Genomic DNA, 22,748 nt, shown 5'->3' with positions numbered 1-22,748 from the left:
CGGCCACCGATCAGAAGGAGGCGGTCGCGCGAACGTACCAGAAGCCCCCGTTGAACCCCGTCGGCGCGAAGCGGAGATATCGGATCCCGTTGTTGATCTGGGATTGCCGCGCCTCGACGTCGGGGTAATTGTCGAAGATATTCTCACCGCCGACCGCGAGCTTGAGCATGTCGCTGACCTTGTAGGACAGCTCGAGATCGACCAGCAGTTCGGCGCCACCCGTCTGATCGGCAGCCGGTGCGGCGCCATAGTCGGTCCATTTTCCGTAATAATTTGCACGCGCGACGAAGCCGAAGCGCTCACCCGCATAGGTGAAAGACGCATTGCCCTTCCACTTCGGAACGAAGCCCTCGAGTTCGAGCAGCCGCTCGCGGTCCGCAGTGATCACCGGCGAGGCCTTGATGACATCTGTCTTGGTATAGTTGCCGTTGAGGCCCAGCGTCGCCTTGCCGCCGCCGAGGTCGAAGCCAACCGTCAGCACGGCGTCGACGCCTTGGGTGCGGCTGTCGAAGGAGTTGGTGAAGAAGCTCACCTGCTGGAAGGAATCCCCACCGGGAATGCCAAGCGCCGCGAGCTGCGCGCGCTGCGCCGGGGTGAGATTGAAATTGCCCGATACGGCGATCCGGTCTTCGACCTTGATGTTAAAATAGTCGAGCGTGAAGGTGATGCGATTGGATGGCTTCACGACGATGCCGCCCGCAAAGTTGAACGAACTCTCGGGCCGAAGCGGTGTTGCGCCGAAGAATTGCGCGACCGGATTGTTGGGCGCGATAATGCCCGCGGTCAGCGGCGCCCCGGTTATCGAGTCGATGTTGGTCTGGACCTGCGAGGCGTTCGACTGACCAGGCGTCGGCGCACGAAAGCCGGTGTTGACCGATCCGCGCACCGCGAAGACGTCCGAGAAATCATATCGCCCGTTGACCTTCCAGGTGAATTTCGAGCCGAAGTCCGAATAATTCTCGTAGCGACCGGCAAGGCCGAATTGGAGCGCGTCGGTGAGATTGCCTTCGAGCGACGTATAGGCGGCCCAGTTGCTGCGGGCGAACTCACCGGCCTGGATGGGACTGAAGCCCGGGAAGCCGTTCGAGCCGACCGGCAGTCCGACGCGGTTCCCGGTATCGGGATCGATGACCGAGGCGAAGGGTCCGACCTGCCAGGATGCGATGTCGCCGGCCGTGATCTCATATGTCTCGCGCCGATACTCAAGACCGCCGGCAAGCGTCAGCGGATCGGAGGTGCCGATCGCGATGGGGTAAGTGAGATCGAGATTGAAAGCGAGTTCGCGCTGCTCGAGCTGCCCCGGCTTGAAGGACGTTGGCGACGCGAGGCCAAGCGACGGATTGACAGTATTGTCGATCCGGTAGGACGCATGGTTCTGACCATAGGAAGCGCTGAGGTCATAGGTCAGACCCGAGGAGAGTTCGCCCTTGAGTCCGGCCGCAAGCGCGGCGTCGGTCACCGTCGCGCCGAAATCCGGGGTAAAGCCGCCGGGAAAGAGCTGGCGGAAGCTGAACCGCTGTCCTCCGGGCGTACCCGTGAGCGGAATCGAGGTGGAAATGAAGCTGGCATTGGGGTTGCGGTAGAAGAAGGCCGTCGTGCCGCGGCTCCAGCTGTAGTTGCCGAAGGTGTAGAACTCCATCTCGTCCGACAGTTCGATGCCCGCGTTGACGAAGATGCGCGCCGCCTCGGATTCGGGATTGCCCCAGCGCTGCGCCGGGACCGGGACGTCCTGAACGCCGGCATCGATGAGCGCCTGGGCGTCGGGACGCTGGATGCCGCGCGACGTCGTGCTGGCGTTCACATATTCGCCGCTGATGTTGACAAAACCCGCGTCGGTGAAGGGAAGCCCGACATTGCCCTGGACGAGGAAATCCTCGCCGTCGCCCTTGTAGAATTGGCCGTAGCGGGCGATCAGCAGCCCGCCCTCGCGGTCGCGGCGCAGACCGAAATTGAGAACGCCCGCGATCGCATCCGATCCGTAGAGCGCGGATGCCCCGTCGCGAAGCACCTCGAGTTGGCCGATCGCGATTGACGGGATCGCCGAAAGATCGGGTCCCTGCGATCCCCGGATATAGGGGACATTGGTGAACTGGACCGTCGCGCCGCGATGGCGCCGCTTGCCATTCACGAGCACCAGCGTCTGGTCCGGCGGCAGGCCGCGCAGCGAGAAAGGCCGAGTGAAGACGGCGCCGTCGTTGCTGACGAGGCGCTGGACGTTGAGCGACGGGACCTCGGTACGGAGGAGATCGTTCATGTCGGCCGTGCCCTTTTCGAGCAGTTCGGCGCCGGTGATGATGTCGATCGGCTGAGCTGAATCAGCCGCCTTGAGATCGTTCCGTCGCGTGCCGGTCACGACGATTTCGCCCTGCGTCGTTCCCGGCTTCGGCGCCTCTTCGGCGGCATCTTGTGCGAAAGCGGCGACGGCCGACGTGGCGGCCAGAACGGCAACAATCGAGCCACCCGTGCGAAGCAATTTCCTCATGGTCCCCTCCCATTTGCGAAAGCTCTCGGCTTCACCACCGAGCTATCTTCGCGGCCTTGCCATGACCAGAAATAATCACGACTCATCGCTACAAACGAGATGGTTATTCCATTTAGTTATATCTCGCACTCCGTGCGGCACGGCGTCGCGCCGCGCCCAACCCGCGGCCTCGCCGTCCATTCTCCCGGACGGGTTCCGGCGCGAACAGCATGGATTTCCGGGGCCGAGCGCCGTGGCGACAAACAAAAGGCAGCTCCCGCCGGAGATTTCCAGTCCCGACGGGCGCTTCATGCCGGCTGTCCCTGGGCGGCCGGCCGACAAGCCTCATCGGCAAATGATCACTTACTTTTTATCCATATCGTGCCCGGCGTGCGGATCGGGCTCGGATTCTACGGGCTTCGGCGCTTCCGGCGCGGCCTTCGCCCGCGGCGGAACAGCAGGTTTCGCGGCAGGTTTGGAATTCTCCGTCGCCCTTGCTGCTTCTGTCGGCGCCGCTTCGGGGGCTGTTGGCATCTCGTCGGCAGCCGGCATGGTCTCGACCATTGCCGGGGTTTCAGCGGCAGGGACTTCGCTTTGTTCCGGCGCCGTGCTGCTCTCCCGTGCAGGCTCGGCGCCGCATCCCGCCAGTGCGACCATCAGCGCTGCGGCGCTCGCGAGGGGAATATGTCTCGTCATATCAATCTCCACTTGTCGTTCCGACAGGTCATGCGCGAAATTGCGAAACCTTGCCGTCGCCGGCGAACGCCATCACTTCGAATGCGTCCGCGCTTCCGTCCGGCATTTCCATTCCCGGAGAACCGCGCGGCATGCCGGGCACGGCGATCCCGCGAATGTCACGCGGCTTGTCGCGAAGAAGCTTCGCAACGTGCGGCATCGGCACATGGCCCTCGATGGCATAGGCGCCGACGATCGCGGTGTGGCACGACGCCAGCTCGTCGGGCACGCCATATCGCGCCTTCACCGCGGGCATGTCGGCACGGTTTTCGACGGTCACCGCATAGCCCGCGGCACGCGCAATATCCGCCCAGACCTCGCAGCATCCGCATTCGGGATCGCGGTAGACGAGCATCGGCACGGCGTTTGCGCCTTTGGCTGGCGATTGCGATGCTGCCGGCCCGTCCGCCGCTGTGATGGCGGCTTGCTTTCGCTCGCATCCTGCAAGCAGCGCGCCGCCGGTGGCAGCGAAAAGCCCGAGAAGTCCACGCCGGCTATAAACGGACGTCCTATTCATTTTCGCTCCAATATATGCTTCATCTGGTCGATCTCGGCCTTCTGGCCAGCGATGATGCCGCTACATAGCTCCCGGACCTCTGGATCGGAGAGTTTGGCCTGTTCGCACATGAGGATCGCGCCCGAATGATGCGGGATCATCGAACGCAAGAAGGCCGTGTCGCCGATCGTCGTCTGCGTGCGGATGAGCGCGAAGCTACCGAAGAAGGCGACGGCCGATCCTAGCAGCAGAAGCATATTGAAACGCTTCGACGGGAACATGCCCGGCATCGCGACGATCATCAGCACCACCATCGGGGAGACCATCATCAGCGTCATGTAGAGCATGTTGAGATTATTGTAGAAGCTCGAAAGGCGGTCGATCATGACGAACATCACCAGATACATGATGACGCCGCTAACGATCGTCTGCAGCGCGAGGCTGCGATAGGCTGGTTTCACGGCATTTCTCCTCGACGTGTCGCCACCCCGCGAAACTTCTAGAACCAGGCCCGCACCCCCATCACGAAGCTGACGCCGCTCGCATCCTCGCCCGCGGCGCGGGCGAAGCGCGCGGTGTCACCGACCTTGCGCGCCCATTCAACGCCGACATAAGGCGCGAATTCCTTCACGACCTCGTAACGCAAGCGAAGCCCGAGCTCGAGATCCGAAAGCCCCGAACCGACGCCGGTCTCGGGCACGTCCTGCAGCGCGAAATTGACCTCCGCCATCGGCTGGAGGATCAGCTTCTGCGTGATGCGCTGGTCGTAATAACCTTCGAGCCGGGCGAGCAGGTCACCCTTGTTCGAAAGAAACAGCGCGCCCTCGACTTCGAACCAATAGGGCGCGAGCCCCTCGAAACCGATCGTCGCATAGGTGCGATCGGGGCCGGGTCCGAGGTCCTGCCTGATACCCGCCTGCGCGTTGAAATAAGGTCCGATCGCGCGGCTGTAGAGCGCCTGCACCTCGGCGCCCTCGATTCCTTCGCCAAAGACGCCTTCGCCTTCGCTCTTGATGGTCAGCCGGTTGATGTCGCCGCCGTACCATGCCTCGCCGTCCCAGCGAAAACCGTCGCGGCCCTTGCGCGCCTGATATTCGGCGAGATTGAAGCTGATGAATGCGATGGTTTGCGCGCCATTCTCTTTCATCATGTCGTGGCGCGAGTGCTCCATTTCAGCTTTCGGGTAAATGCGATCGGCATACCAGTCGCCCGGCGGCGCGGGAGCGGTCGCATCGCCGGGTGGCAGGTCGGTTCCGCTCCCGCCGCCCATGCCCGGCATCGGTTCCATTCCAGGCATCGCTTCCATCCCTGGCGTCGGCTCCATCCCCGGCATTGCGGGCATGGCGTCGGCTGAACTGGCCTTCGGAGTGCAATGACCCATTTTCGCGTGTTCGGGCGGACAATCTGGATCAGAAGATGACGACGCCTCCATTTCCATCGTTCCCATGCCGGTAGCGGGCTTCGCGGAAGCCTCGGCATCCGGCGTGCAATGCCCCATCGCGGCATGTTCCGGCGGGCAACTCGAAGGCTCGGGCGCCATGTCCATCCCTTGCATGCTGCCATGATCCATCGGCTCTTCGGCAGGCGCGGTCGGCGGCGGCGACGCTACCGGTGCGGGCGTGGGGGCCGGCGTCGGCGCGGGCGCCGAGCCGTGCATCGAATGATCCATCGATTGCGCAGCGGCCGGAACCGCGAAAGCGAGCGGCGCGATGCCGGCGAGGAGGAACGCGATCCGGGTCATTGCGCGTCCTCCTTCGGACGGACGCTGACGACGCGCATCATCCCGGCGTGCATATGGTAGAGAAGGTGGCAGTGGAACGCCCAGTCGCCGAGCGCGTCGGCGGTGAAATCGAAACTCGCGGTTCCGCCCGGCTGGACGAGCACCGTATGCTTGCGCGGCGAGCGGTCGCCTTTGCCCGTCACCAGCTCGAAGAAATGGCCGTGCAGATGGATCGGATGGCTCATCATCGAATCGTTGATCAGGTTGATCCGCACCCGTTCGCCTTCGATGAAGGGGATCGGCTCATGATAGTCGGACATCTTGATGCCGTCGAACGACCACATGAAGCGCTCCATGTTGCCGGTCAGATGGATGTCGAGCGAGCGCGACGCCGCGCGCACGTCGGGATTGCGTTCAAGCGCGACCAGGTCGTGGTAGGTCAGCACTTTGTGCCCGACATCTTCGAGCCCCTGCCCCGGCTCGCCCATACGATCCATCGGCATCGGCGATATCGTCTGGACGCTCGGATCGCGCTTGACCTGCGGCGCGACGCTGAAATCGCGCATGCTGTGCTGCATGCCGCCGGACCCATGATCCATGCCCGCCATCGCGCCGCCTTCGCCGGCGGGTGTGCAGTGACCCATCTTGGCGTGTTCCGGGGGGCAGGAAGGATTGGCCGCAGGCATGGGCATGGCGCCCATGTCACCGCCGCCCGAATGGTCCATGCCCGCCATGGAGCCGCCCGACATGTCCATGTCGCCCATGCCCATGTCCTTCATCGTGGCAAGCGGGCGTTCGCGAAGCGGTGGCACCTCGGCGATCATGCCGGCGCGCGGCGCGAGCGTCGCGCGGCCCATGCCCGACCGGTCATTGGCCTCGGCGACGAGCGCATAGGCGCGGTCCTCGACCGGGGTCACGATGACATCATAGGTTTCGGCGACGGCGATCTGGAATTCGTCGATTTCGGTCGGCACGACATTCAGCCCGTCGGCCTGCACCACCGTCATGCGAAGACCCGGGATACGCACGTTGAAGATGGTCATCGCCGAGGCGTTGACGATGCGCAGCCGCACGCGTTCGCCGGGATTGAAGAGCGCCGTCCAATTGTCGCGCGGCCCATGGCCGTTGACGAGAAATGTGTAGGTCGACCCGTTGACGTCGGCGACGTCGGTCGGGTCCATCCGCATCTTGCCCCAGTCGATTCGCTCCTTCAGCGGCTGGTCCTTGCCAGCGAGCAGTCCGGAAAGCGTCTGGCGCTGCATGTTGAAATGGCCGGGATTGACCTTGAGCTTGCGAAAGATCGCCTCGGGCGACAGCTGGCTGTGGTCCGACAACACGACCACATGTTCGCGGTCGTAGCCGATCGGATCGGGTCCGGCAGGATCGATCACGATCGGCCCATAATGGCCGAGTTGCTCCTGCAGTCCCGAATGGCTGTGATACCAATAGGTGCCCGACTGGACGACGGGAAATTCATAGACAAAGGTCGAGCGCGGCTTGATGCCGGGGAAGCTGACGCCGGGCACGCCGTCCATCTGGAACGGCAGAATCAGTCCGTGCCAGTGAATCGAGCTGTCCTCGTCGAGATCGTTGACGACGGTCAGGCGCGCTGTCTGCCCTTCCTTCAGCCGGACGAGCGGCGCGGGCACGGTGCCGTTAATCCCGATTGCACGGCTGACCTTGCCATCGATGCGCATCGTCTGGCGCGCGATGCGCAGCGTGATGTCGTTACCGGATACGGTCGGGAGGGGCGCGGTAATGCCGGACGACACCGGCTGGGCCCAGGCCGGGAACCATGCGGCCATCGCCGCAGCCGCCCCTCCGCCTAAAGCTCCACTGACGAACCGACGCCTTTCCATCTGCATATTCTTTCCGACCGTTACTGACTGTTCCTAAAGCTATACGCAGGCGGCACGGCTGCCCCTCAACAAAAATGCCGGACGATGAGGAGATGACGCCTGAACGAGCGGTCGAACCGTCAACCCTCCGCACTCGCGGACGTTCCCGCGAGTAATTCCCGGAGCCTGGTCCGCGCTCGGTAGAGGCGCGTTTCGACCGTCTTCTCGCTGACGCGCAAAATGACCGCGGTTTCGGCCTGGCTGACCTCGTCGACACCGCGGAGGAGCAAGACTTCGCGCAAATTCTGCGGCAGCTGGTCGATCGCCCCGCGAACCTTGGCGAGTTCTCGCCTGTCGGTCGCCTCGGAATCGGGCGCCGGACCATCGCTTGCTACGTGATGCGCATTTTCGAGCGGGAGCGCGCGGGAGAAAAAGGCGCGCACCTTTCGCCGTCTTGCCCAGTCGCGACATTTGTTGAGCGCGATACGGGCGATCCACGTGCGGAAGGGGCGTTCGCCATCATAGCGGTCGAGCGCCGAAAAACCGGAGACGAACGTCTCCTGCGTCAAATCCATCGCCTCGTCGGCATCGCCGATCTGCTTTACGATGAGCCGGTAGACACCCGTTTTGTAGCGGCGCAGCAACTCGCGATAGGCATCGTCACGTTGCGCGCGGGCGAGAACCGCCAAATCCTGGTCGCTACATTGCGATAAGTCGGCGCTCACCGCGCGTCGGCGGTCAGCGCCTTGACCACGCTCCTGTCGAACATTTCCGCCTGGTCGGGGTTGAGAACCCCGCGCATCGCGAAGAGATGCTGGAGCGTTTCCTTCTGCAACGTCCCCATCACCTCATGCGTCTCGTCGATCGCCTCCGTGACGCGCGGTCCATAGCCATGCTCGGCTTCGATCGCCTGCGCGAGCCGGACATTGGCGGCGCGCATCTCAAGCTCAAGCGCCTGCCGGCGACCGGCAAAGTCGGCTTCGATCCGCTCGAGTTTCGTTTCCTGCTCCGGGGTCAGATCGAGTTGACCGTGAAGAAGCGCATGAAGTTCGGTTTCGCTGGCTCTGGGCGCATCGGCCACCAGACGACCGACGAACACGCCGGCAATCGCCGCGGCGAAAGCAATGAGCCCCACGAGAAGAAGACGGCGCGACGGCATCGTTACTGCACGTCCAGCAAGGTGGAAGGCGCCAATGCGCTCGGCGGACCGAACGGGGTAAGGGGACTTGCCGCGACCGCTGGCTGGGAAATCGCGCTCCCCGCAAAAATACCGCCGCCAAGGGAGACAAAGGCCGCGAGCGCCATCAGGCGGCGCGTTGCTACCGCTTCGCGCCGGCGGATCGCCAATGCGCCCATGATGCGATCGTCGAGCGCGTCGAGCGCTGCGGGCAGATCGATCCTGTTCAAAATGCGAAGCTCCTCATCCATCGATCGTCTCTTCAAACCTTTCCATCATTGTACATACGCGCCGAAGCGCTTCACCCCTCACACTGGAATATTATACCGGAATATTTGAGGGCCATGCCGATATCCTGCGTATTAGCAGGACAGACACGCATTTGGAGGTGTTCATGTTCAAGTCTCTTCTCCCCTCTGCAGTGGCGGCTTTCGCACTGCTTATCACGCCGGTCGCAGCGAGCGCGCACACCAAGCTCGTCAGCTCGACGCCGGCCGCCAATTCGACCGTTTCGAAGGTCACGTCGGTCAATCTGCAGTTCAACGAAAAGATCGTCGCCTCGACCCTCAAGACCGAGCTGGTCATGACCGGAATGCCCGGCATGGCCAATCATGCACCGATGAAGGTGCCCTACTCGTCGATGATGGGCAAAGAGGGCAAGTCGGCGATGCTGATGCTCAAGCGGCCGCTGACGCCCGGAACCTACAAGGTCACATGGTCCGCGGCCGGCGCCGATACCCATCGCATGGGTAGCGAATTCAGCTTCACCGTTAAGTAAAGCGGTGGGGGACCCCGTCCTGATCGGCATCAGGTTCGCACTTTATGCGGACCTGATGCTCATCGCTGGCCTTGCTGCGTTCCCGCTCTATGCGCTGACACGAAGCGAACGCCTTGCGCCGCAGTCGATGATGGCCTCGATCTGGCGCGCAGAGCGATGGCTCTGCGCCGCCGGACTGCTTCTCTCCATCTTGGGGATGGGCGTGCTCGCGGCTTCAATGCAGGGTGTGGGGCTCCTCTCCCTGGAACTCCAGCCTTTCTGGGACCTTGTTCGCGAGACCGAGGTCGGCACAGCCTGGGTCTACCGGAGCGCAGCGCTACTGCTCGCGCTGGCCGTCGCGATCTGGATGGTCCGCTGGCCGACAACGTCGGCCGCCGTACTCGCGGCCGCAGGCTCGGTGGCCGTCGCGAGTCTGGTCTGGTCCGGCCACGCCGGCGCGACCGAAGGCGCCGCAGGCACCGCGCACCGGATCAGCGACATCTTGCACCTGATCGCAGCCGCGGTCTGGATCGGCGCGATCGGCGCCTTCCTGATCCTGATCTCACCACGTCGTGTCCGCGAATGGCCGGGCGGGCCCCAAATTGCGGCGCGGAGCCTCGAACAATTCTCGCGCGTCGGCACGATCTGCGTCCTCGTCATCGCCGCCACCGGCCTCATCAATAGCCAGATGATCGTCGGCGCCGAGAATCTCGGCCGGTCTCTCGGGTCGCCCTATGGACAATTGCTCCTTGCCAAGCTCGCTCTGTTTGGACTGATGCTTGCGCTCGCGGCCGCCAATCGCTGGCGACTGACGCCTGCGCTCGCGGCGGCGACGGCGGCAAGCGACGATGCAGAAAGCGTCGATTCCGATCCAGATGCGGCGCTCGCGGCCATGCGCAGGAGCCTCATCATCGAAGCGTCGGCCGCGCTCGCCATACTCGCGCTGGTTGCCTGGTTCGGGACGCTCGAGCCGTTCGTCGCCGCCGATCCGGTTTGACGCTCAACACCGTCTCCTGGTCCGGCTCGATCATGCTCGGGACCGGCTGGGCATTGATCGATGCGCGCATCGGGAACAGCCGTCCTCATGGCCATGTGGCGCATCAGGTCAGCCTCGCCGTCGAACGCGACCTCGAAATTTCCGGCGATGCCGACATGATAGTCCCTGCCGGACATGCGGTAGCCATTGCGTCGCAAGTCCGGCACCGCCTGGGGCCGCCAGGCGCCCTCGTGCGATCATTTTATCTCGACCCGCTTTTTCGCGCCGACGCGCGGCTGTCCGTCGGATCGGCGCCTGTCCTGTTGACACCGGTAGAGACAGCCGGACTATGCGATATCGCTAGCGGCGCAGACGCAAAGCGCTGGGCGTCCGGCTATCTCGACCGGTCGCAGGCGCGTCCGGTGGATGCACGCCTGTCCGAAGCGCTCGCGGCCCCCGATGATTTGTCGAGTGCCCGCGCCCTGGCCGACGTTGCCTGCCTCTCACCCTCGCGCCTGCGCGAAATCGTCAGCCGCGACTTCGGCGTGCCTCCGGCCAAATTGCTGCAATGGCTCCAGCTTCAACGCGCAGTGCGGGCGCTGGTCGGCGGCGGAAGCCTCGCCGCCGCCGCCGCCGCGGGCGGCTTTGCCGATCAGTCGCACTTCACGCGCCGCTGCGCCCAATGGCTCGGCGTCACGCCTTCGGCCGGCCTCAGCGCTTTCGCTTTCGAAATCGTGCCCTGAGCCACACGCGCCTAGCTCCGGCGAAACATTCAAGACCGGCGCGCCAGCTCGCGCCTAAACGTCTCGTCGAGACTCGCGCAGCCGCAATCCAGCGGCAAGCCAAAGCGTCGAAAGGAGACGGCCATGCCCGACCCGATACCCGTAGCGAGTTCCTACACGCCAGCGGCAGGATATCACTTCTTGACGCCCTTTTATGATTTCGGCGTCGCGGTGACGACGCGCGAGCGCGTGTGGCGCGACCGTCTCGTTCGCCATATGGCGCTCGGCGAGGGTGACGTTATTCTCGACATCGGTTCGGGTACGGGAAATCTCGCGCTGGCGATCGGCCGCCATAGCCGGGACGTCCGCTATCTCGGTATCGACCCCGACGAAGCTGCGACGCGAATTGCCCGAACCAAGACCGCGCAGATTGTTCCGCCGCCGGAGTTTCGCGTTGGCTTTTTCGCGGCTTCGGCGATCGATGACTGGCCCTCGCCTGCCAGGATTGCGATCTGCCTCGTCCTTCATCAGGTCGGGCTTGAGGAAAAGGCACGTCTGCTACGCGAGGCCTGGCAGGTGCTCGCGCCGGGCGGCAAACTCTATGTCGCCGACTATGGGGAACAGCGCAGCCGCCTCATGCGGTTGTTGTTCCGCCTCACGATCCAGCAGCTCGATGGCGTCCAGGACACCCAGCCCAACGCCGATGGATTGCTACCGGTGCTGATGAGAGAGGCTGGCTTTCGCGATATTTGCGAGCTTGAGACATTTCGCACGCTAACCGGTGCGATCGCCATCATCGAGGCCGGCAAGCCCCGGATCTGATTGGACGGGGCAAAGAAAATCCGAGGGATAATCACCTTCCTTGCGTATCGATAGGAGCGGCTCCATTCTGGAGCCGCCAGGAAAGCCACCAACGGCGAACACGGCCGGCGGCGTTCGGACGGCTCCGCCATAGGGTGGGCATCCGATATGGACGGGAGCGGCGACGATGCACGATCATCAAGGCGCGGAAAATGGCAGCGGGAGTACGACCGATCCGGTCTGCGGCATGATGGTCGACCCGGCCACCACGCCGTACATGGCGACGCACGGCGGCAAACACCATCATTTTTGCAGCGCAGGTTGCCTCGCCAAATTCGAGGCCGATCCCGATCTTTATGCCGCAAAGCGCGAGCCGGCCATAGCCGATGCACCCGAGGGCGCCATCTGGACCTGCCCGATGCATCCCGAGATCCAGCGCCCCGGCCCTGGAAGCTGCCCGATCTGCGGCATGGCACTCGAGCCCGTCATGCCAGCCGCATCCGACGGCCCGAGCGAAGAATATCGCGACATGCGGCAGCGCTTCTGGATCGGGCTCCTTCTCGCCCTCCCGGTGGTTGCGCTCGAAATGGGCGGTCATCTGACGGGCCTCCACCAATATGTCGGCCGCCAGACGAACAACTGGATCCAGATGCTGCTTGCGACCCCCGTCGTGCTATGGGCGGGCTGGCCCTTCTTCGAGCGCGCGTGGCTCTCGATCCGCAACAAAAGCCTCAACATGTTCACTCTCATCGCGATGGGGACGGGGGTCGCGTGGGGCTACAGCATGATCGCGGCGATAGCCCCGCAAATCTTCCCTGCCGCCTTCCGCGCCGCCGACGGCTCTGTCGCGGTATATTTCGAGGCCGCCGCGGTCATCACGGTGCTGGTGCTGCTCGGGCAGGTACTCGAACTCAGGGCGCGCGAGACGACGAGCGGCGCGATCCGCGCGCTTCTGGACCTCACGCCCAAGCTCGCCCGCCGCGTCCGCAGCGACGGAAGCGACGAGGAGGTCGCGCTCGAGGAAGTCGCGGTCGGCGACATGCTGCGCATTCGTCCGGGCGAAAAAGTCCCGGTCGATGGCATCGTCGTGGAAGGCCGCGGCTCGGTCGACGAATCGATGGTCACGGGCGAGTCGATGCCGGTGACCAAGGAGGCCGGCGCGGCGCTGATCGGCGGGACAATCAACCAGACCGGCGGCCTGCTCATGCGCAGCGAGAAGGTCGGGCGCGATACGATGCTCGCGCGGATCGTACAGATGGTCGCCGACGCGCAGCGCAGCCGCGCCCCGATCCAGCGCCTCGCCGATACGGTTTCGGGCTGGTTCGTGCCGGGCGTCATCGCCGTCGCCGTCGCGGCTTTCATCATCTGGTCGCTCGTCGGACCGGCGCCCGCAATGGCCTATGGCCTGATCGCCGCCGTCTCGGTGCTCATCATCGCCTGTCCCTGCGCGCTCGGCCTAGCGACGCCGATGTCGATCATGGTCGGCGTGGGGCGCGGCGCCGAAGCCGGCGTGCTGATCAAGAATGCCGAGGCGCTTGAACGGATGGAGAAGGTCGACACGCTCGTCGTCGACAAGACCGGGACGCTGACCGAAGGCAGACCCTCGGTCGTCGCGATCGAAGTCGCCGACGGCTTCGAAGAGCAGGATTTGCTGCGGATTGCCGCGAGCCTCGAGCGTAGCAGCGAACATCCATTGGCGGCGGCGATCGTCAAGGCCGCCGACGACCGGGGCCTCGCGCTGGTCGAGCCATCGGGGGTCGATCAGCCAGTCGGCAAGGGCATCGTCGGGGTCGTAGACGACAAGGCGATTGTCCTCGGCAATGCGAACTTTCTCGAAGAATATGACGTCGATCTGGGCGCGCTCGCCGAGGCAGCCGACCGCCTTCGCACAGACGGCGCGACGGCGATCTACATCGCGGTCAACGGCAAGGCGGCCGGCGTCATCGCCATCGCCGATCCGGTCAAGGAGACGACAAGCGCAGCACTCGCGGCGCTGCGCGAAGCCGGAATCAAGGTCATCATGCTCACCGGCGACAATCGCGTCACCGCCGAGGCGATCGCACGGCGGCTCGGCATCGACAATGTCGAGGCCGACGTCCTCCCCGACCAGAAGAGCGCCGTCGTCCAGCGGCTGCGCGAAGAGGGCGGGATCGTCGCCATGGCCGGCGACGGGGTCAACGACGCCCCGGCGCTTGCCGCCGCCGATGTCGGCATCGCCATGGGTTCGGGAACCGACGTCGCCATCGAAAGCGCAGGCGTCACGCTGCTGCGCGGCGACCTTATGGGTATCGTCCGGGCGCGGCACCTCAGCCATGCGACGATGGGGAACATCCGGCAAAACCTTTTCTTCGCCTTCGCCTATAATGTCGCGGGCATTCCGGTCGCGGCGGGGGTGCTCTATCCGGTCTTCGGGCTGCTCTTGTCACCGATCATCGCCGCCGCCGCGATGGCGCTTTCGTCGGTGAGCGTCATCGCCAATTCGCTGCGGCTGCGGTTCGTGAAAATCTGATCGAAGCGTCGCCGCGCCGTTCGGCGGCGGGTATTGAAAAAGGGAGAATGGGGATGAGAGGTTTCACTGCAGCGGCGATCGGGCTGGCGCTGGCCATGGCGGTTCCCGCCCACGCGGCCGCAACCCCGGATTATCAGGCGGCCGCCGCGACGCTGGCGCAATATAAGCAGGCGATCGAGAGCCGCGACCTGTCGGGCGTCGAAGCCTTGTTCGCGCCCGACGCCCAGATCTTCGAGTCGGGTGGCGTCGAAGGAAATTTCGCGCATTATCGCGACCATCATCTTGCCCCTGAATTGAAGGCGTTCAAATCCTTCGCGTTTAGCGACTATAAAATCTCGGTGCGCGGCGAAGGCGAGGTCGCGCTCGCCACCGAAACCTATAATTATACGATCGTCCTCACCAATGGCGAGACGATCGTGCGCGCGGGCGTCGCGACCAGCGTGCTCAAAAGGACCGACGGCCAATGGCGGATCATCAGCTTGCACAGCTCCTCGCGTAAGCCGAAGGCGTGAGCGGCGAGCGCGCGATAGGGTGCCTGTTCGCCGCGGCGCGATCAGCCCCGCTCGAAGACCGAAATAATCGGGCAGTGCGTCCGGTGGATCGTAACCGCGGCGGGGTCAGCCGCGAACTGCACATTTGACCCGCCCGAGTTTGGAATTGACGGCAAGTTGGACAAGGATCATGTGTCGACCGTGAAGCGTTGGCTTTCCCTCTTGCTCCTTCTGGGAGCGATGCTGGGCCTTTTGGCCCAGGAAGCGGCGTTCGCATCGGCGCCTGCCATGCCCATGCCGGCGGACACCACCATTGCCGCATCGGCGATGAGCGATGAATGCGCGGAAATGATGGGGATCGACACGTCCCAAGATAAGGCGCCCTGCAAGGGCCTGACACTCGACTGCATCGCCAAGATGGGCTGCGCATTGCCGCCAACGGTCGTGACTCCTGCCACCTTGTTGGCGACGTCCGACCATAGCGCCGAGCCGACCGACCAATTGCCGATCGCGCGTCTGCGCGGCCGCACCTTCGGACCCGAGCCCGACCCGCCCCTATTGCCCGGCTGAAACGCGCGATGCGCGGTGACCGTCGTCGCCGCGCATCCTTCTGCTTTTCAACCGAGGATATTCGACATGAAGACGATCATTGCGATGGCCGCAGCGCTTGCGGCTTTCACCACCGTGCCCTCCTTCGCCCAGGAGGCGGGCGGCCATTATGAATGGCAATCGCGGCAGGTCCCGGGCCCGAACAAGTCGGGCGCCACCACGAGGGTTCGCGTGTGGGTCGCGGACAAGCCCGAGCAGATGGCGAACTGCGACTGCGCCATGATGAAGACCGACGCGGCCGGCTGCATGCAAGCCATGCCCGGGCAGCGCATGTCGCCCTCCAAGGGCTGACGGCTTCCGTCCCCCGGCCGCCCGGCCGGGGGACATTCCCGCCTGTCTCGAAAGAGGGGGACATATGCGCATATATCTTGCGGCAATTTTGCTGATCCCGATGCCCGCGGCGCTGCGTGCCGAGCCGATGACGCTCGATGCGGCGCTCGTCCGCGCGGCATCGGAGGCGCCCGAATTGCAGGGCCGCGAAGCCGGCATCGATGCCGCCCAATCGGCGGCGATCGCCGCCGATCGGCTGCCCGACCCGAAACTCAATATCGTCCTGCAGGATTTCCCGGTGACGGGTCCCGATGCAGGCCGGTTCAATCGTGACAACTTCACGATGCAGGTCGTCGGTATCAGCCAGGATTTTCCGAACCCCGCCAAGCGGCGCGCGCGTGCAACGCGCGCGCAGGCCGACATCGGCATCGCCCGCGCCGACGAAGCGGTCACCGCGCAGGACATCCGGCTCTCGACCGCTCTCGCCTGGGTCGATCTCTATTATGCCAAGAAGCGGCTGAAGGAACTCGACCTGCTCGATGACGGCCTCGAGGATCTTCAATCGACGGTGACGGCACGGCTCGCGAGCGGCGCCGCGCGCCCGGCGCAGGCGCTCGAACCCGACCAGCTTCGCGCCGCGATCAACGATCGCCGCAGCGCGCTCGCGGCCGAGATTGCCCGCGCCCGCGCGCAGCTCGCGCGCTTTACCGGCGACGCGGCCGCCGACACGCTGGGCGATTTGCCGCCGCAGGCGATCGACGAGCAAGGATTGCGCGCCGGGATTGATGCCTTGCCAAGGCTGCGGGCGCTCGACGCCCGCGCCATCGCCGCCGACGCCGAAACCGGTCTCGCACGCGCCGACAAGCGCCCCGACTGGAGCGTCAACGCGGCCTATGGGCGGCGCGAGCCCAATTATGGCGACCTCGTCACGGTCGGGGTTACCGTCGACCTACCCTTCTTCTCGAAAAAGCGGCAGGACCCGAAGATCGCCGCACGCGCCAGCGAAGCGACGCGCGCCCGGCTCGACCGCGAGGCCGCGAAGCGCGACATCGCCGCGGCGCTCGACGCTGATCTCGCCGACCATCGCATGCATCATGAGCAGCTTGGCAATGCACGGTCACGGCTGGTGCCGCTCGCCAAGAAGCGCGCCGAACTCGATCTTGCAAGTTACGCCGCCGGAAAGCTCGACCTCGGGACTGCGCTCCTGTCGACTCTCGCGCTCGCAGAGGCCGAAGTCGATGCGCTCGCACGCGAAGCCGAGGTCGCGCGCGACGCGATCCGGATCAACTATATTTATGGGGAGGCAGGTCGATGACCGATGCAACATCAGCGGCGCGTTGGCGCGCCGGAATCCTGACCGCGGTACTGATCGCGGGCGGCGGCGGCTATTGGCTCGGACAGAGCGGTCAGAGCGACGCACCAACCGAGGCCGGAAGCGGCGGGCGGAAGATCCTCTATTATTATGACCCGATGTTCCCGAACCAGAAGTTCGACAAGCCCGGCAAGTCGCCCTTCATGGACATGCAGCTCGAGCCCAAATATGCCGACGAGGGCAGCGGTGCGGCGCCAGGCGTGTCGGTCGACCCGGCGGCGCGGCAAAGCCTTGGCATAAGGGTGGTCGCCGCAGAAATGGGCAGCCTTGCCGCGACCTTCGACGTCAACGGCAGCATCGATTTCAACCAGCGCGACGTCGCGATCGTCCAGGCGCGCTCGGGCGGTTTCGTCGAGCGCGTCTATCGCCTCGCGCCCGGCGATGTGATTGGCGTCGGCACACCGATCGCCGACCTGCAATTGCCCGAATGGGGCAGCGCGCAGACCGAATATCTGAGCGTCAAAAAGCTCGAAAAACCCGACCTCACCGCGGCGGCGCGGCAGCGGCTGCGGTTGATGGGCATGCCCGAAGGCGTGATCGCCGAGGTCGACCGGAGCGGTAGGACCGGCGGCAGGATGACGGTCCGCGCGCCAATCGGCGGGGTCGTTCAGACCCTGAACGCCCGCGCGGGCGTGACGCTCGCCACGGGCCAGACGCTCGCCGAAATCTCCGGACTCGGCACGGTTTGGCTAAACGCCGCGCTGCCCGAGGCGCAGGCGGGCCAGGTCCAGGTCGGCCAGCGCGCGACGGGGAAGCTCACCGCCTTCCCCGGCGAAGCCTTTGTCGGCAGGGTCGTCGCGATCCTGCCGACCGCATCGGCGGACAGCCGGACGCTGACAGTGCGCGTTGAGCTCGCCAATCGCGGCGGGCGCCTGCGCCCCGGCATGTTCGCGGTGGTGGCGCTCGGCGGCGACACGAAACCGGCGCTGCTGGTTCCGAGCGAAGCGGTGATCCGCACCGGTACGCGCAGTATCGTGATGCTCGAGAAGGGCGACGGACGCTACCATCCTGCCGAAGTGGTTGCCGGACGCGAAGGCGGTGGCAAGACCGAGATATTGCAGGGGCTCGCCCCCGGCGAGAAGGTCGTCGCGTCGGGCCAGTTCCTGCTCGATTCCGAAGCAAGCCTGACCGGCCTCACCGTCCGCCCGCTGGAGGCGGCGCAATGATCGCGAAGATCATTCATGCCTCGGTCGCGGCACGCGGGCTCGTCGTTGCGGCGGCGCTGATCCTGACATTGCTCGGGATCGTCGCGGTGCGCACGACGCCGGTCGATGCCCTACCTGACCTGTCGGATGTCCAGGTCATCATCCGCACCACCTATGCGGGCCAGGCGCCGCGGATCGTCGAGGACCAGGTCACCTATCCGATCACGACAACGATGCTCTCGGTGCCGGGCGCGCGCGTGGTGCGCGGCTATAGCTTCGTCGGCGACAGCTTCGTCTATGTCCTGTTCGACGACGGCACCGATCCCTATTGGGCGCGCAGCCGCGTGCTCGAATATCTAAGCCAGGTGCAAAGCCGGCTTCCCGAGAGCGCACGCGCAAGCCTCGGCCCCGACGCGACCGGGGTCGGCTGGATCTATGAATATGCGCTCGTCGACAAGAGCGGCCGCCACGATCTCGCCGAGCTGCGCAGCCTTCAGGACTGGTTCCTCCGCTTCGAGCTCAAGTCGGTTCCCGGCGTCGCCGAGGTCGCGAGTATCGGCGGCATGGTGCGCCAATATCAGATCATCGTAGATCCACAGAAGCTCGCCGCCTTCGGCGTGACCGCATCCGAAGTGGCAGACGCCCTCAAGCGCGCCAACCAGGAAAGCGGCGGCGGCTCCCTCGAGCTCGCAGAGGCCGAATATATCGTCCGCGCGAGCGGCTATCTGAAATCGCTCGACGACTTCCGCGCGGTGCCCGTTCGCACCGCCGCCGGCGGCGTCTCGGTAACGGTCGGCGATGTCGCGACGGTCCAGATCGGCCCCGACACAAGGCGCGGCATCGCCGAACTCAACGGCAAGGGCGAAGTCGCGGGCGGCGTGATCGTGATGCGCGAAGGCAAGAATGCCCGCGAGGTCATCGACGGCGTCCGCACCAAGCTCGCCGAGCTCAAACGCAGCCTGCCGCCCGGCGTCGAGATCGTCACCACCTATGACCGTTCGGGGCTGATCGACCGCGCGGTCGACAATCTTACCTCGAAGCTCGTCGAAGAGTTCATCATCGTCGGGCTCGTCTGCGCGCTCTTCCTCTGGCACGCGCGCTCGGCACTGGTCGCGATCCTGACGCTGCCGCTCGGCATCCTCATCGCCTTCATCGTGATGCGGCTGCAGGGACTCAACGCCAATATATTGTCGCTCGGCGGCATCGCCATCGCGGTCGGTGCGATGGTCGACGCTGCGGTGGTGATGATCGAAAATGCCCATAAGCATCTCGAACATTGGGAGCGCGATCATCCGGGCGAGGAACTGAAAGGCGCCGAACGCTGGCGCGTCATCACCGACGCCGCCGCCGAGGTTGGGCCCGCCCTCTTCCTCAGCCTCCTCATCATCACCTTCTCCTTCCTCCCCATCTTCACGCTCGAAGGCCAGGAGGGACGGCTCTTCTCGCCGCTCGCCTTCACCAAAACCTATGCGATGGCGGCCGCCGCGATCCTCTCGATCACGCTCATCCCGGTGCTGATGGGCTGGCTGATCCGCGGTAAGATACCCGCCGAACAGAGTAATCCGGTCAACCGCTGGCTGACCCGCATCTATCGCCCGGCACTCGACTGGGTGCTCGAACGGCCGAAAAAAGCGCTCGTGATCGCCGGCCTCGTCTTCGCCACCAGCCTGTGGCCGATGACCCAGATCGGCGGCGAGTTCATGCCGCAGATGCACGAAGGCGACCTCCTTTACATGCCCTCGGCGCTACCCGGCATCTCGGCCGCAAGGGCATCGAGCCTGCTCCAGCAGACGGACCGACTGATCAAGACCGTGCCCGAGGTCGAGAGCGTGTTCGGCAAGGCGGGGCGGGCCGACAGCGCGACCGACCCCGCGCCGCTCGAGATGTTCGAGACGACGATCCGCTTCAAGCCGAAGGACCGTTGGCGCCCCGGCATGACCGAGGAGAAATTGATCGAGGAGCTCGACGCGCGGGTCCGGGTTCCGGGGCTCGCCAATTTCTGGATTCCCCCGATCCGCAATCGCATCGACATGCTTGCGACCGGGATCAAGAGCCCGGTCGGCATCAAGGTCGCGGGCTCGGATCTTGCCGGGATCGATCGCACCGCCAAGCGCATCGAAGCGGTCGTCAAGACCGTACCCGGCGTAGCGTCGGCGCTGGCCGAGCGGCTGACTGGTGGGCGCTATATCGATGTCGACATCGATCGCGCCGCCGCAGCACGCTACGGCCTCAATGTCGCCGACGTGCAAGCGATCGTCTCGGGCGCGATCGGCGGCGAGACGATCGGCCAGACGGTCGAGGGGCTCGCCCGCTATCCGATCAGCGTCCGCTACCCGCGCGAGCTGCGCGACAGTATCGGCGAGCTCGCGAGCCTTCCGGTCCTGACGCCGTCGCGCCAGCAGATCACGCTCGGCACGGTGGCCAGAGTCAAGGTCAGCGACGGGCCGCCGATGCTGCGCAGCGAGAATGGCCGCCCGGTGACCTGGATCTACGTCGACAGCCGCGGCCGCGATTTGCAGGGCCTCGTGCAGGACATCCAGCGGGCGATCGCGCGCGATGTCGATCTGCCGCCCGGCGTCAGCGTTTCCTACACCGGGCAGTTCGAGTTCCTCGTTCGTGCGACCGAGCGGATGAAGGTCGTCGTGCCGGTCACGCTCGCGATCATCTTCCTGCTGCTCTACCTGACCTTCCGCCGCTGGGACGAGGCGCTGCTCATCATGGCGACCCTGCCCTTTGCGCTCACCGGCGGGCTCTGGCTCCTCTATCTGCTTGGCTATAACCAGTCGGTCGCGAGCGCGGTCGGGTTCATCGCGCTTGCGGGCGTTGCCGCCGAGTTCGGGGTCGTCATGCTCATCTATCTCAAGCATGCGCTCGCCGATCGCAGCGACGGCCACATATTGGCCGCGGTTCGCGAAGGCGCGCTGCTCCGCGTCCGCCCGAAGGCGATGACCGTTGCGGTTATCCTCGCGGGCCTGTTCCCGATCCTCGTCGGGACCGGCACCGGCTCCGAAGTGATGAGCCGCATCGCCGCGCCGATGATCGGCGGCATGCTCACCGCGCCGCTGCTGTCGATGCTTATCATTCCCGCCGCCTATCTGCTGATGCGAAGGCGTGCGGCTCATCCCGTCCAACCCGAAGGAGAAACGACATGAATAAACTCACTGCGATTACGCTCAGCCTTGCGCTCGGCGCTGGACTTGTCGCCTGCGGCAAGCAAGGCGAAGCACCGAAGACGGAAGAAAAGGCCGCGATGGCCGATGACACAGGGACCATGGCGGCCCCGGCCGAAACGAAGCATGGCAAGGGCACGGCGACCGTGACCGCGATCGATACGGCAAAAGGCCAGGTCACGCTCGATCATGGCGCGATCGCCGAACTCGAATGGCCGCCGATGACGATGGGTTTTGCGGCGAAACCCGAGCTGCTGAAGGACATCAAGGTCGGCGACAAGGTCGCGTTCGAGCTCAATTGGGACGGCAAGGCCGGGACGATCACCAAGCTCGACAAGGCGCCGTAACGCGCCGCCATTGCGCGCGGTGGCCCTAGTTGCCGCGCGCAATGGCTGCTTTGGGGCGCTGGCGGAAGACGGCTGTACTCGAACCTAGTCGGACAGCGCCTCCAGAAGCGGGCAGCCCCCGGCATCGCCGGCGCCGCACGCCTCGACAAGATCGCCCAAGACAGCGGCCATCCGGTCGAGGTCGGCGCGCTTGGCGAGGACGTCGGCAAGCTGGCTCTCGGCCATATGGCGCGCCTGATCGCAGCTATGGCCGCCGCCTTCGGCAAGAAGGAGCAAAGTCCGGACCGTATCGAGGGGAAACCCCAGTTCGCGCGCGCGGCGCACAAATGCAAGGCGCCGCACACCAGCTGAATCATAACGGCGAAATCGCCCGTACCGGACCGGCGCGGGCAGAATGCCGATGCGCTCATAATAGCGGATCGTCTCGATATTGCAGCCGGTAAGCCGAGAAAGCTCGCCGATGGGGATGGTGCTTGAGGGGGCCATTGCGATTCCGCTTGCATCTGTAGTCACTACAGATGGTAGACTTGCCGCTACCGCGAAACAAGGAGTTTGAATTTGGCTGGAGATGCAAGGCGTCCAAAAGGATTTGGGGCCATTTCGCTGGCGCTTGGCGGGATCGCATCGGGCTTTCTCGCAGCCACCTGCTGCGCCCTCCCCATGCTGCTGGCCTCGGCGGGGCTCGGGTCCGCCTGGCTCGTCGGCATAGCGGTCCCGGCCGCGCCCTACCGGCTCTGGTTCGTCGCATTCGGCGCAATTTCGCTCGTCGCCGGTGGCGTCCTGCTGGCGCGCCAGCAGATGCGCGCGGCGCGCTGCGGCGCCGATGGCCTGTGCGTGCCCGCGTCGCTGCGCTTTGTGACCCTGATCGGACTGCTCCTCGCCGCCGTCCTCCTCTGGCTCGGCTATCGCTATGCTTGATCCCTCGCCGGTCCTGCAATCGACGCTGACGTGTCCGCTCTGCGGTCAAATCGCCGACGAAATCATGCCCACCGATGCGTGTCAGTATTTCTACGACTGCAAGGGATGCGGCGCGCTGCTCAAGCCGCTGCCAGGAGACTGCTGTGTCTTCTGTTCCTATGGCACGGTACCCTGCCCGCCAATACAGGTTGACGGCGGCAAGGGCAGTTGCTGCGGCTGAGCCGCAAGCCGCCG

24 protein-coding genes are annotated in these 22,748 nt (G+C 65.0%); 14 read left to right on the top strand and 10 right to left on the bottom strand.

The features are described 5' to 3' along the window. Positions 1-10: 10 nt before the first annotated feature. The 9 genes from STE01S_RS11040 to STE01S_RS11000 form a co-directional block, all read right to left on the bottom strand. The gene (locus STE01S_RS11040; RefSeq protein WP_062767669.1) at positions 11-2,482 is read right to left on the bottom strand and encodes a TonB-dependent receptor plug domain-containing protein; all 2,472 of its coding nucleotides are present in this window, start codon (positions 2,480-2,482) and stop codon (positions 11-13) included. Positions 2,483-2,824: 342 nt separating this feature from the next. After that, entirely contained in the window at positions 2,825-3,157 is a 333-nt protein-coding gene (locus tag STE01S_RS11035; protein ID WP_162928257.1) for a hypothetical protein, read from the bottom strand. A gap of 28 nt (positions 3,158-3,185) precedes the next feature. Next, a complete protein-coding gene (locus STE01S_RS11030; RefSeq protein ID WP_255265936.1) occupies positions 3,186-3,551 on the bottom strand; it encodes a DUF411 domain-containing protein in 366 nt (121 codons plus the stop codon). A 158-nt stretch (positions 3,552-3,709) separates the two neighbouring features. After that, positions 3,710-4,099, bottom strand: coding sequence for a DUF305 domain-containing protein (locus STE01S_RS11025; protein ID WP_255265935.1), 390 nt, complete (start codon positions 4,097-4,099; stop codon positions 3,710-3,712). Between the two features lie 92 nt (positions 4,100-4,191). Beyond that, positions 4,192-5,433: a copper resistance protein B gene (locus STE01S_RS11020; RefSeq protein ID WP_062767661.1), complete on the bottom strand. Its 1,242-nt coding sequence runs from the start codon at positions 5,431-5,433 to the stop codon at positions 4,192-4,194. Further along, positions 5,430-7,277, bottom strand: a complete 1,848-nt coding sequence (locus STE01S_RS11015; protein WP_062767659.1) for a copper resistance system multicopper oxidase — start codon at positions 7,275-7,277, stop codon at positions 5,430-5,432. Before STE01S_RS11015 ends, STE01S_RS11020 begins: the two co-directional genes overlap by 4 nt. 113 nt (positions 7,278-7,390) lie before the next feature. Continuing rightward, on the bottom strand, positions 7,391-7,975 hold the full coding sequence (locus STE01S_RS11010) for an RNA polymerase sigma factor (protein ID WP_062767657.1): 585 nt from the start codon (positions 7,973-7,975) through the stop codon (positions 7,391-7,393). Then, positions 7,972-8,409, bottom strand: a complete 438-nt coding sequence (locus STE01S_RS11005) for a periplasmic heavy metal sensor (RefSeq protein ID WP_062767655.1) — start codon at positions 8,407-8,409, stop codon at positions 7,972-7,974. The genes STE01S_RS11010 and STE01S_RS11005 overlap by 4 nt, the downstream gene beginning before the upstream one ends. Before the next feature lie 2 nt (positions 8,410-8,411). Beyond that, positions 8,412-8,657 carry a hypothetical protein gene (locus tag STE01S_RS11000; RefSeq protein ID WP_152998646.1) on the bottom strand — a complete coding sequence of 82 codons (246 nt, stop codon included), beginning with the start codon at positions 8,655-8,657 and terminating at the stop codon, positions 8,412-8,414. A gap of 164 nt (positions 8,658-8,821) precedes the next feature. On the opposite strand from STE01S_RS11000, the gene copC reads away from it, so the two are divergent. From copC to STE01S_RS10940, 12 genes are all read left to right on the top strand, one after another. Next, positions 8,822-9,205 (top strand): copper homeostasis periplasmic binding protein CopC, encoded by a 384-nt coding sequence (gene copC, locus STE01S_RS10995; RefSeq protein WP_058802399.1) that lies wholly within the window; start codon positions 8,822-8,824, stop codon positions 9,203-9,205. Positions 9,206-9,209: 4 nt separating this feature from the next. Beyond that, entirely contained in the window at positions 9,210-10,181 is a 972-nt protein-coding gene (gene copD, locus STE01S_RS10990; RefSeq protein WP_062767651.1) for a copper homeostasis membrane protein CopD, read from the top strand. Between the two features lie 32 nt (positions 10,182-10,213). Continuing rightward, positions 10,214-10,903 carry a helix-turn-helix domain-containing protein gene (locus STE01S_RS10985; protein WP_062767649.1) on the top strand — a complete coding sequence of 230 codons (690 nt, stop codon included), beginning with the start codon at positions 10,214-10,216 and terminating at the stop codon, positions 10,901-10,903. Between the two features lie 123 nt (positions 10,904-11,026). Further along, complete coding sequence (locus STE01S_RS10980) at positions 11,027-11,704, top strand: class I SAM-dependent methyltransferase (RefSeq protein ID WP_062767647.1); 678 nt, start codon at positions 11,027-11,029, stop codon at positions 11,702-11,704. Positions 11,705-11,870: 166 nt separating this feature from the next. Beyond that, positions 11,871-14,192 (top strand): heavy metal translocating P-type ATPase, encoded by a 2,322-nt coding sequence (locus STE01S_RS10975; protein ID WP_062767645.1) that lies wholly within the window; start codon positions 11,871-11,873, stop codon positions 14,190-14,192. A gap of 53 nt (positions 14,193-14,245) precedes the next feature. After that, on the top strand, positions 14,246-14,704 hold the full coding sequence (locus STE01S_RS10970; protein ID WP_062767643.1) for a YybH family protein: 459 nt from the start codon (positions 14,246-14,248) through the stop codon (positions 14,702-14,704). Between the two features lie 156 nt (positions 14,705-14,860). After that, a complete protein-coding gene (locus STE01S_RS10965) occupies positions 14,861-15,253 on the top strand; it encodes a hypothetical protein (protein WP_255265929.1) in 393 nt (130 codons plus the stop codon). Between the two features lie 66 nt (positions 15,254-15,319). Continuing rightward, on the top strand, positions 15,320-15,583 hold the full coding sequence (locus STE01S_RS10960; RefSeq protein WP_062767775.1) for a hypothetical protein: 264 nt from the start codon (positions 15,320-15,322) through the stop codon (positions 15,581-15,583). Between the two features lie 64 nt (positions 15,584-15,647). After that, positions 15,648-16,877, top strand: a complete 1,230-nt coding sequence (locus STE01S_RS10955; RefSeq protein ID WP_062767641.1) for a TolC family protein — start codon at positions 15,648-15,650, stop codon at positions 16,875-16,877. After that, a complete protein-coding gene (locus tag STE01S_RS10950; protein WP_062767639.1) occupies positions 16,874-18,100 on the top strand; it encodes an efflux RND transporter periplasmic adaptor subunit in 1,227 nt (408 codons plus the stop codon). Before STE01S_RS10955 ends, STE01S_RS10950 begins: the two co-directional genes overlap by 4 nt. After that, positions 18,097-21,231, top strand: coding sequence for an efflux RND transporter permease subunit (locus tag STE01S_RS10945; RefSeq protein ID WP_062767637.1), 3,135 nt, complete (start codon positions 18,097-18,099; stop codon positions 21,229-21,231). Before STE01S_RS10950 ends, STE01S_RS10945 begins: the two co-directional genes overlap by 4 nt. Further along, on the top strand, positions 21,228-21,596 hold the full coding sequence (locus STE01S_RS10940) for a copper-binding protein (RefSeq protein WP_003046451.1): 369 nt from the start codon (positions 21,228-21,230) through the stop codon (positions 21,594-21,596). Before STE01S_RS10945 ends, STE01S_RS10940 begins: the two co-directional genes overlap by 4 nt. Positions 21,597-21,680: 84 nt before the next feature. Here the strand turns inward: STE01S_RS10940 and STE01S_RS10935 are convergent, their stop codons facing one another. Next, a complete protein-coding gene (locus STE01S_RS10935) occupies positions 21,681-22,082 on the bottom strand; it encodes a MerR family transcriptional regulator (protein WP_003046453.1) in 402 nt (133 codons plus the stop codon). 174 nt (positions 22,083-22,256) lie between these two features. Here STE01S_RS10935 and STE01S_RS10930 point away from each other — a divergent pair, with 174 nt between their 5' ends. Continuing rightward, positions 22,257-22,514, top strand: coding sequence for a hypothetical protein (locus tag STE01S_RS10930; protein ID WP_003046455.1), 258 nt, complete (start codon positions 22,257-22,259; stop codon positions 22,512-22,514). After that, entirely contained in the window at positions 22,507-22,734 is a 228-nt protein-coding gene (locus STE01S_RS19685; RefSeq protein WP_081611194.1) for a GDCCVxC domain-containing (seleno)protein, read from the top strand. Before STE01S_RS10930 ends, STE01S_RS19685 begins: the two co-directional genes overlap by 8 nt. Positions 22,735-22,748: the final 14 nt, after the last annotated feature.

Source organism: Sphingopyxis terrae subsp. terrae NBRC 15098, from assembly GCF_001598815.1.
GTDB lineage: Bacteria > Pseudomonadota > Alphaproteobacteria > Sphingomonadales > Sphingomonadaceae > Sphingopyxis > Sphingopyxis terrae.
Note: the sequence above shows the minus strand (reverse complement) of the source record. Positions and strands in the feature narration are given on the sequence as shown.

Excerpts from the sequence above, each read along its gene's own strand:
- STE01S_RS11040 (WP_062767669.1), bottom strand. The coding sequence starts at position 2,482 with ATGAGGAAATTGCTTCGCACGGGTGGCTCGATTGTTGCCGTTCTGGCC.
- STE01S_RS11035 (WP_162928257.1), bottom strand. The coding sequence starts at position 3,157 with ATGACGAGACATATTCCCCTCGCGAGCGCCGCAGCGCTGATGGTCGCA.
- STE01S_RS11030 (WP_255265936.1), bottom strand. The coding sequence starts at position 3,551 with ATGCTCGTCTACCGCGATCCCGAATGCGGATGCTGCGAGGTCTGGGCG.
- STE01S_RS11025 (WP_255265935.1), bottom strand. The coding sequence starts at position 4,099 with ATGTATCTGGTGATGTTCGTCATGATCGACCGCCTTTCGAGCTTCTAC.
- STE01S_RS11020 (WP_062767661.1), bottom strand. The coding sequence starts at position 5,433 with ATGACCCGGATCGCGTTCCTCCTCGCCGGCATCGCGCCGCTCGCTTTC.
- STE01S_RS11015 (WP_062767659.1), bottom strand. The coding sequence starts at position 7,277 with ATGCAGATGGAAAGGCGTCGGTTCGTCAGTGGAGCTTTAGGCGGAGGG.
- STE01S_RS11005 (WP_062767655.1), bottom strand. The coding sequence starts at position 8,409 with ATGCCGTCGCGCCGTCTTCTTCTCGTGGGGCTCATTGCTTTCGCCGCG.
- copC (WP_058802399.1), top strand. The coding sequence starts at position 8,822 with ATGTTCAAGTCTCTTCTCCCCTCTGCAGTGGCGGCTTTCGCACTGCTT.
- STE01S_RS10985 (WP_062767649.1), top strand. The coding sequence starts at position 10,214 with ATGCTCGGGACCGGCTGGGCATTGATCGATGCGCGCATCGGGAACAGC.
- STE01S_RS10980 (WP_062767647.1), top strand. The coding sequence starts at position 11,027 with ATGCCCGACCCGATACCCGTAGCGAGTTCCTACACGCCAGCGGCAGGA.
- STE01S_RS10975 (WP_062767645.1), top strand. The coding sequence starts at position 11,871 with ATGCACGATCATCAAGGCGCGGAAAATGGCAGCGGGAGTACGACCGAT.
- STE01S_RS10970 (WP_062767643.1), top strand. The coding sequence starts at position 14,246 with ATGAGAGGTTTCACTGCAGCGGCGATCGGGCTGGCGCTGGCCATGGCG.
- STE01S_RS10960 (WP_062767775.1), top strand. The coding sequence starts at position 15,320 with ATGAAGACGATCATTGCGATGGCCGCAGCGCTTGCGGCTTTCACCACC.
- STE01S_RS10955 (WP_062767641.1), top strand. The coding sequence starts at position 15,648 with ATGCGCATATATCTTGCGGCAATTTTGCTGATCCCGATGCCCGCGGCG.
- STE01S_RS10950 (WP_062767639.1), top strand. The coding sequence starts at position 16,874 with ATGACCGATGCAACATCAGCGGCGCGTTGGCGCGCCGGAATCCTGACC.
- STE01S_RS10945 (WP_062767637.1), top strand. The coding sequence starts at position 18,097 with ATGATCGCGAAGATCATTCATGCCTCGGTCGCGGCACGCGGGCTCGTC.
- STE01S_RS10940 (WP_003046451.1), top strand. The coding sequence starts at position 21,228 with ATGAATAAACTCACTGCGATTACGCTCAGCCTTGCGCTCGGCGCTGGA.
- STE01S_RS10935 (WP_003046453.1), bottom strand. The coding sequence starts at position 22,082 with ATGGCCCCCTCAAGCACCATCCCCATCGGCGAGCTTTCTCGGCTTACC.
- STE01S_RS10930 (WP_003046455.1), top strand. The coding sequence starts at position 22,257 with ATGCTGCTGGCCTCGGCGGGGCTCGGGTCCGCCTGGCTCGTCGGCATA.
- STE01S_RS19685 (WP_081611194.1), top strand. The coding sequence starts at position 22,507 with ATGCTTGATCCCTCGCCGGTCCTGCAATCGACGCTGACGTGTCCGCTC.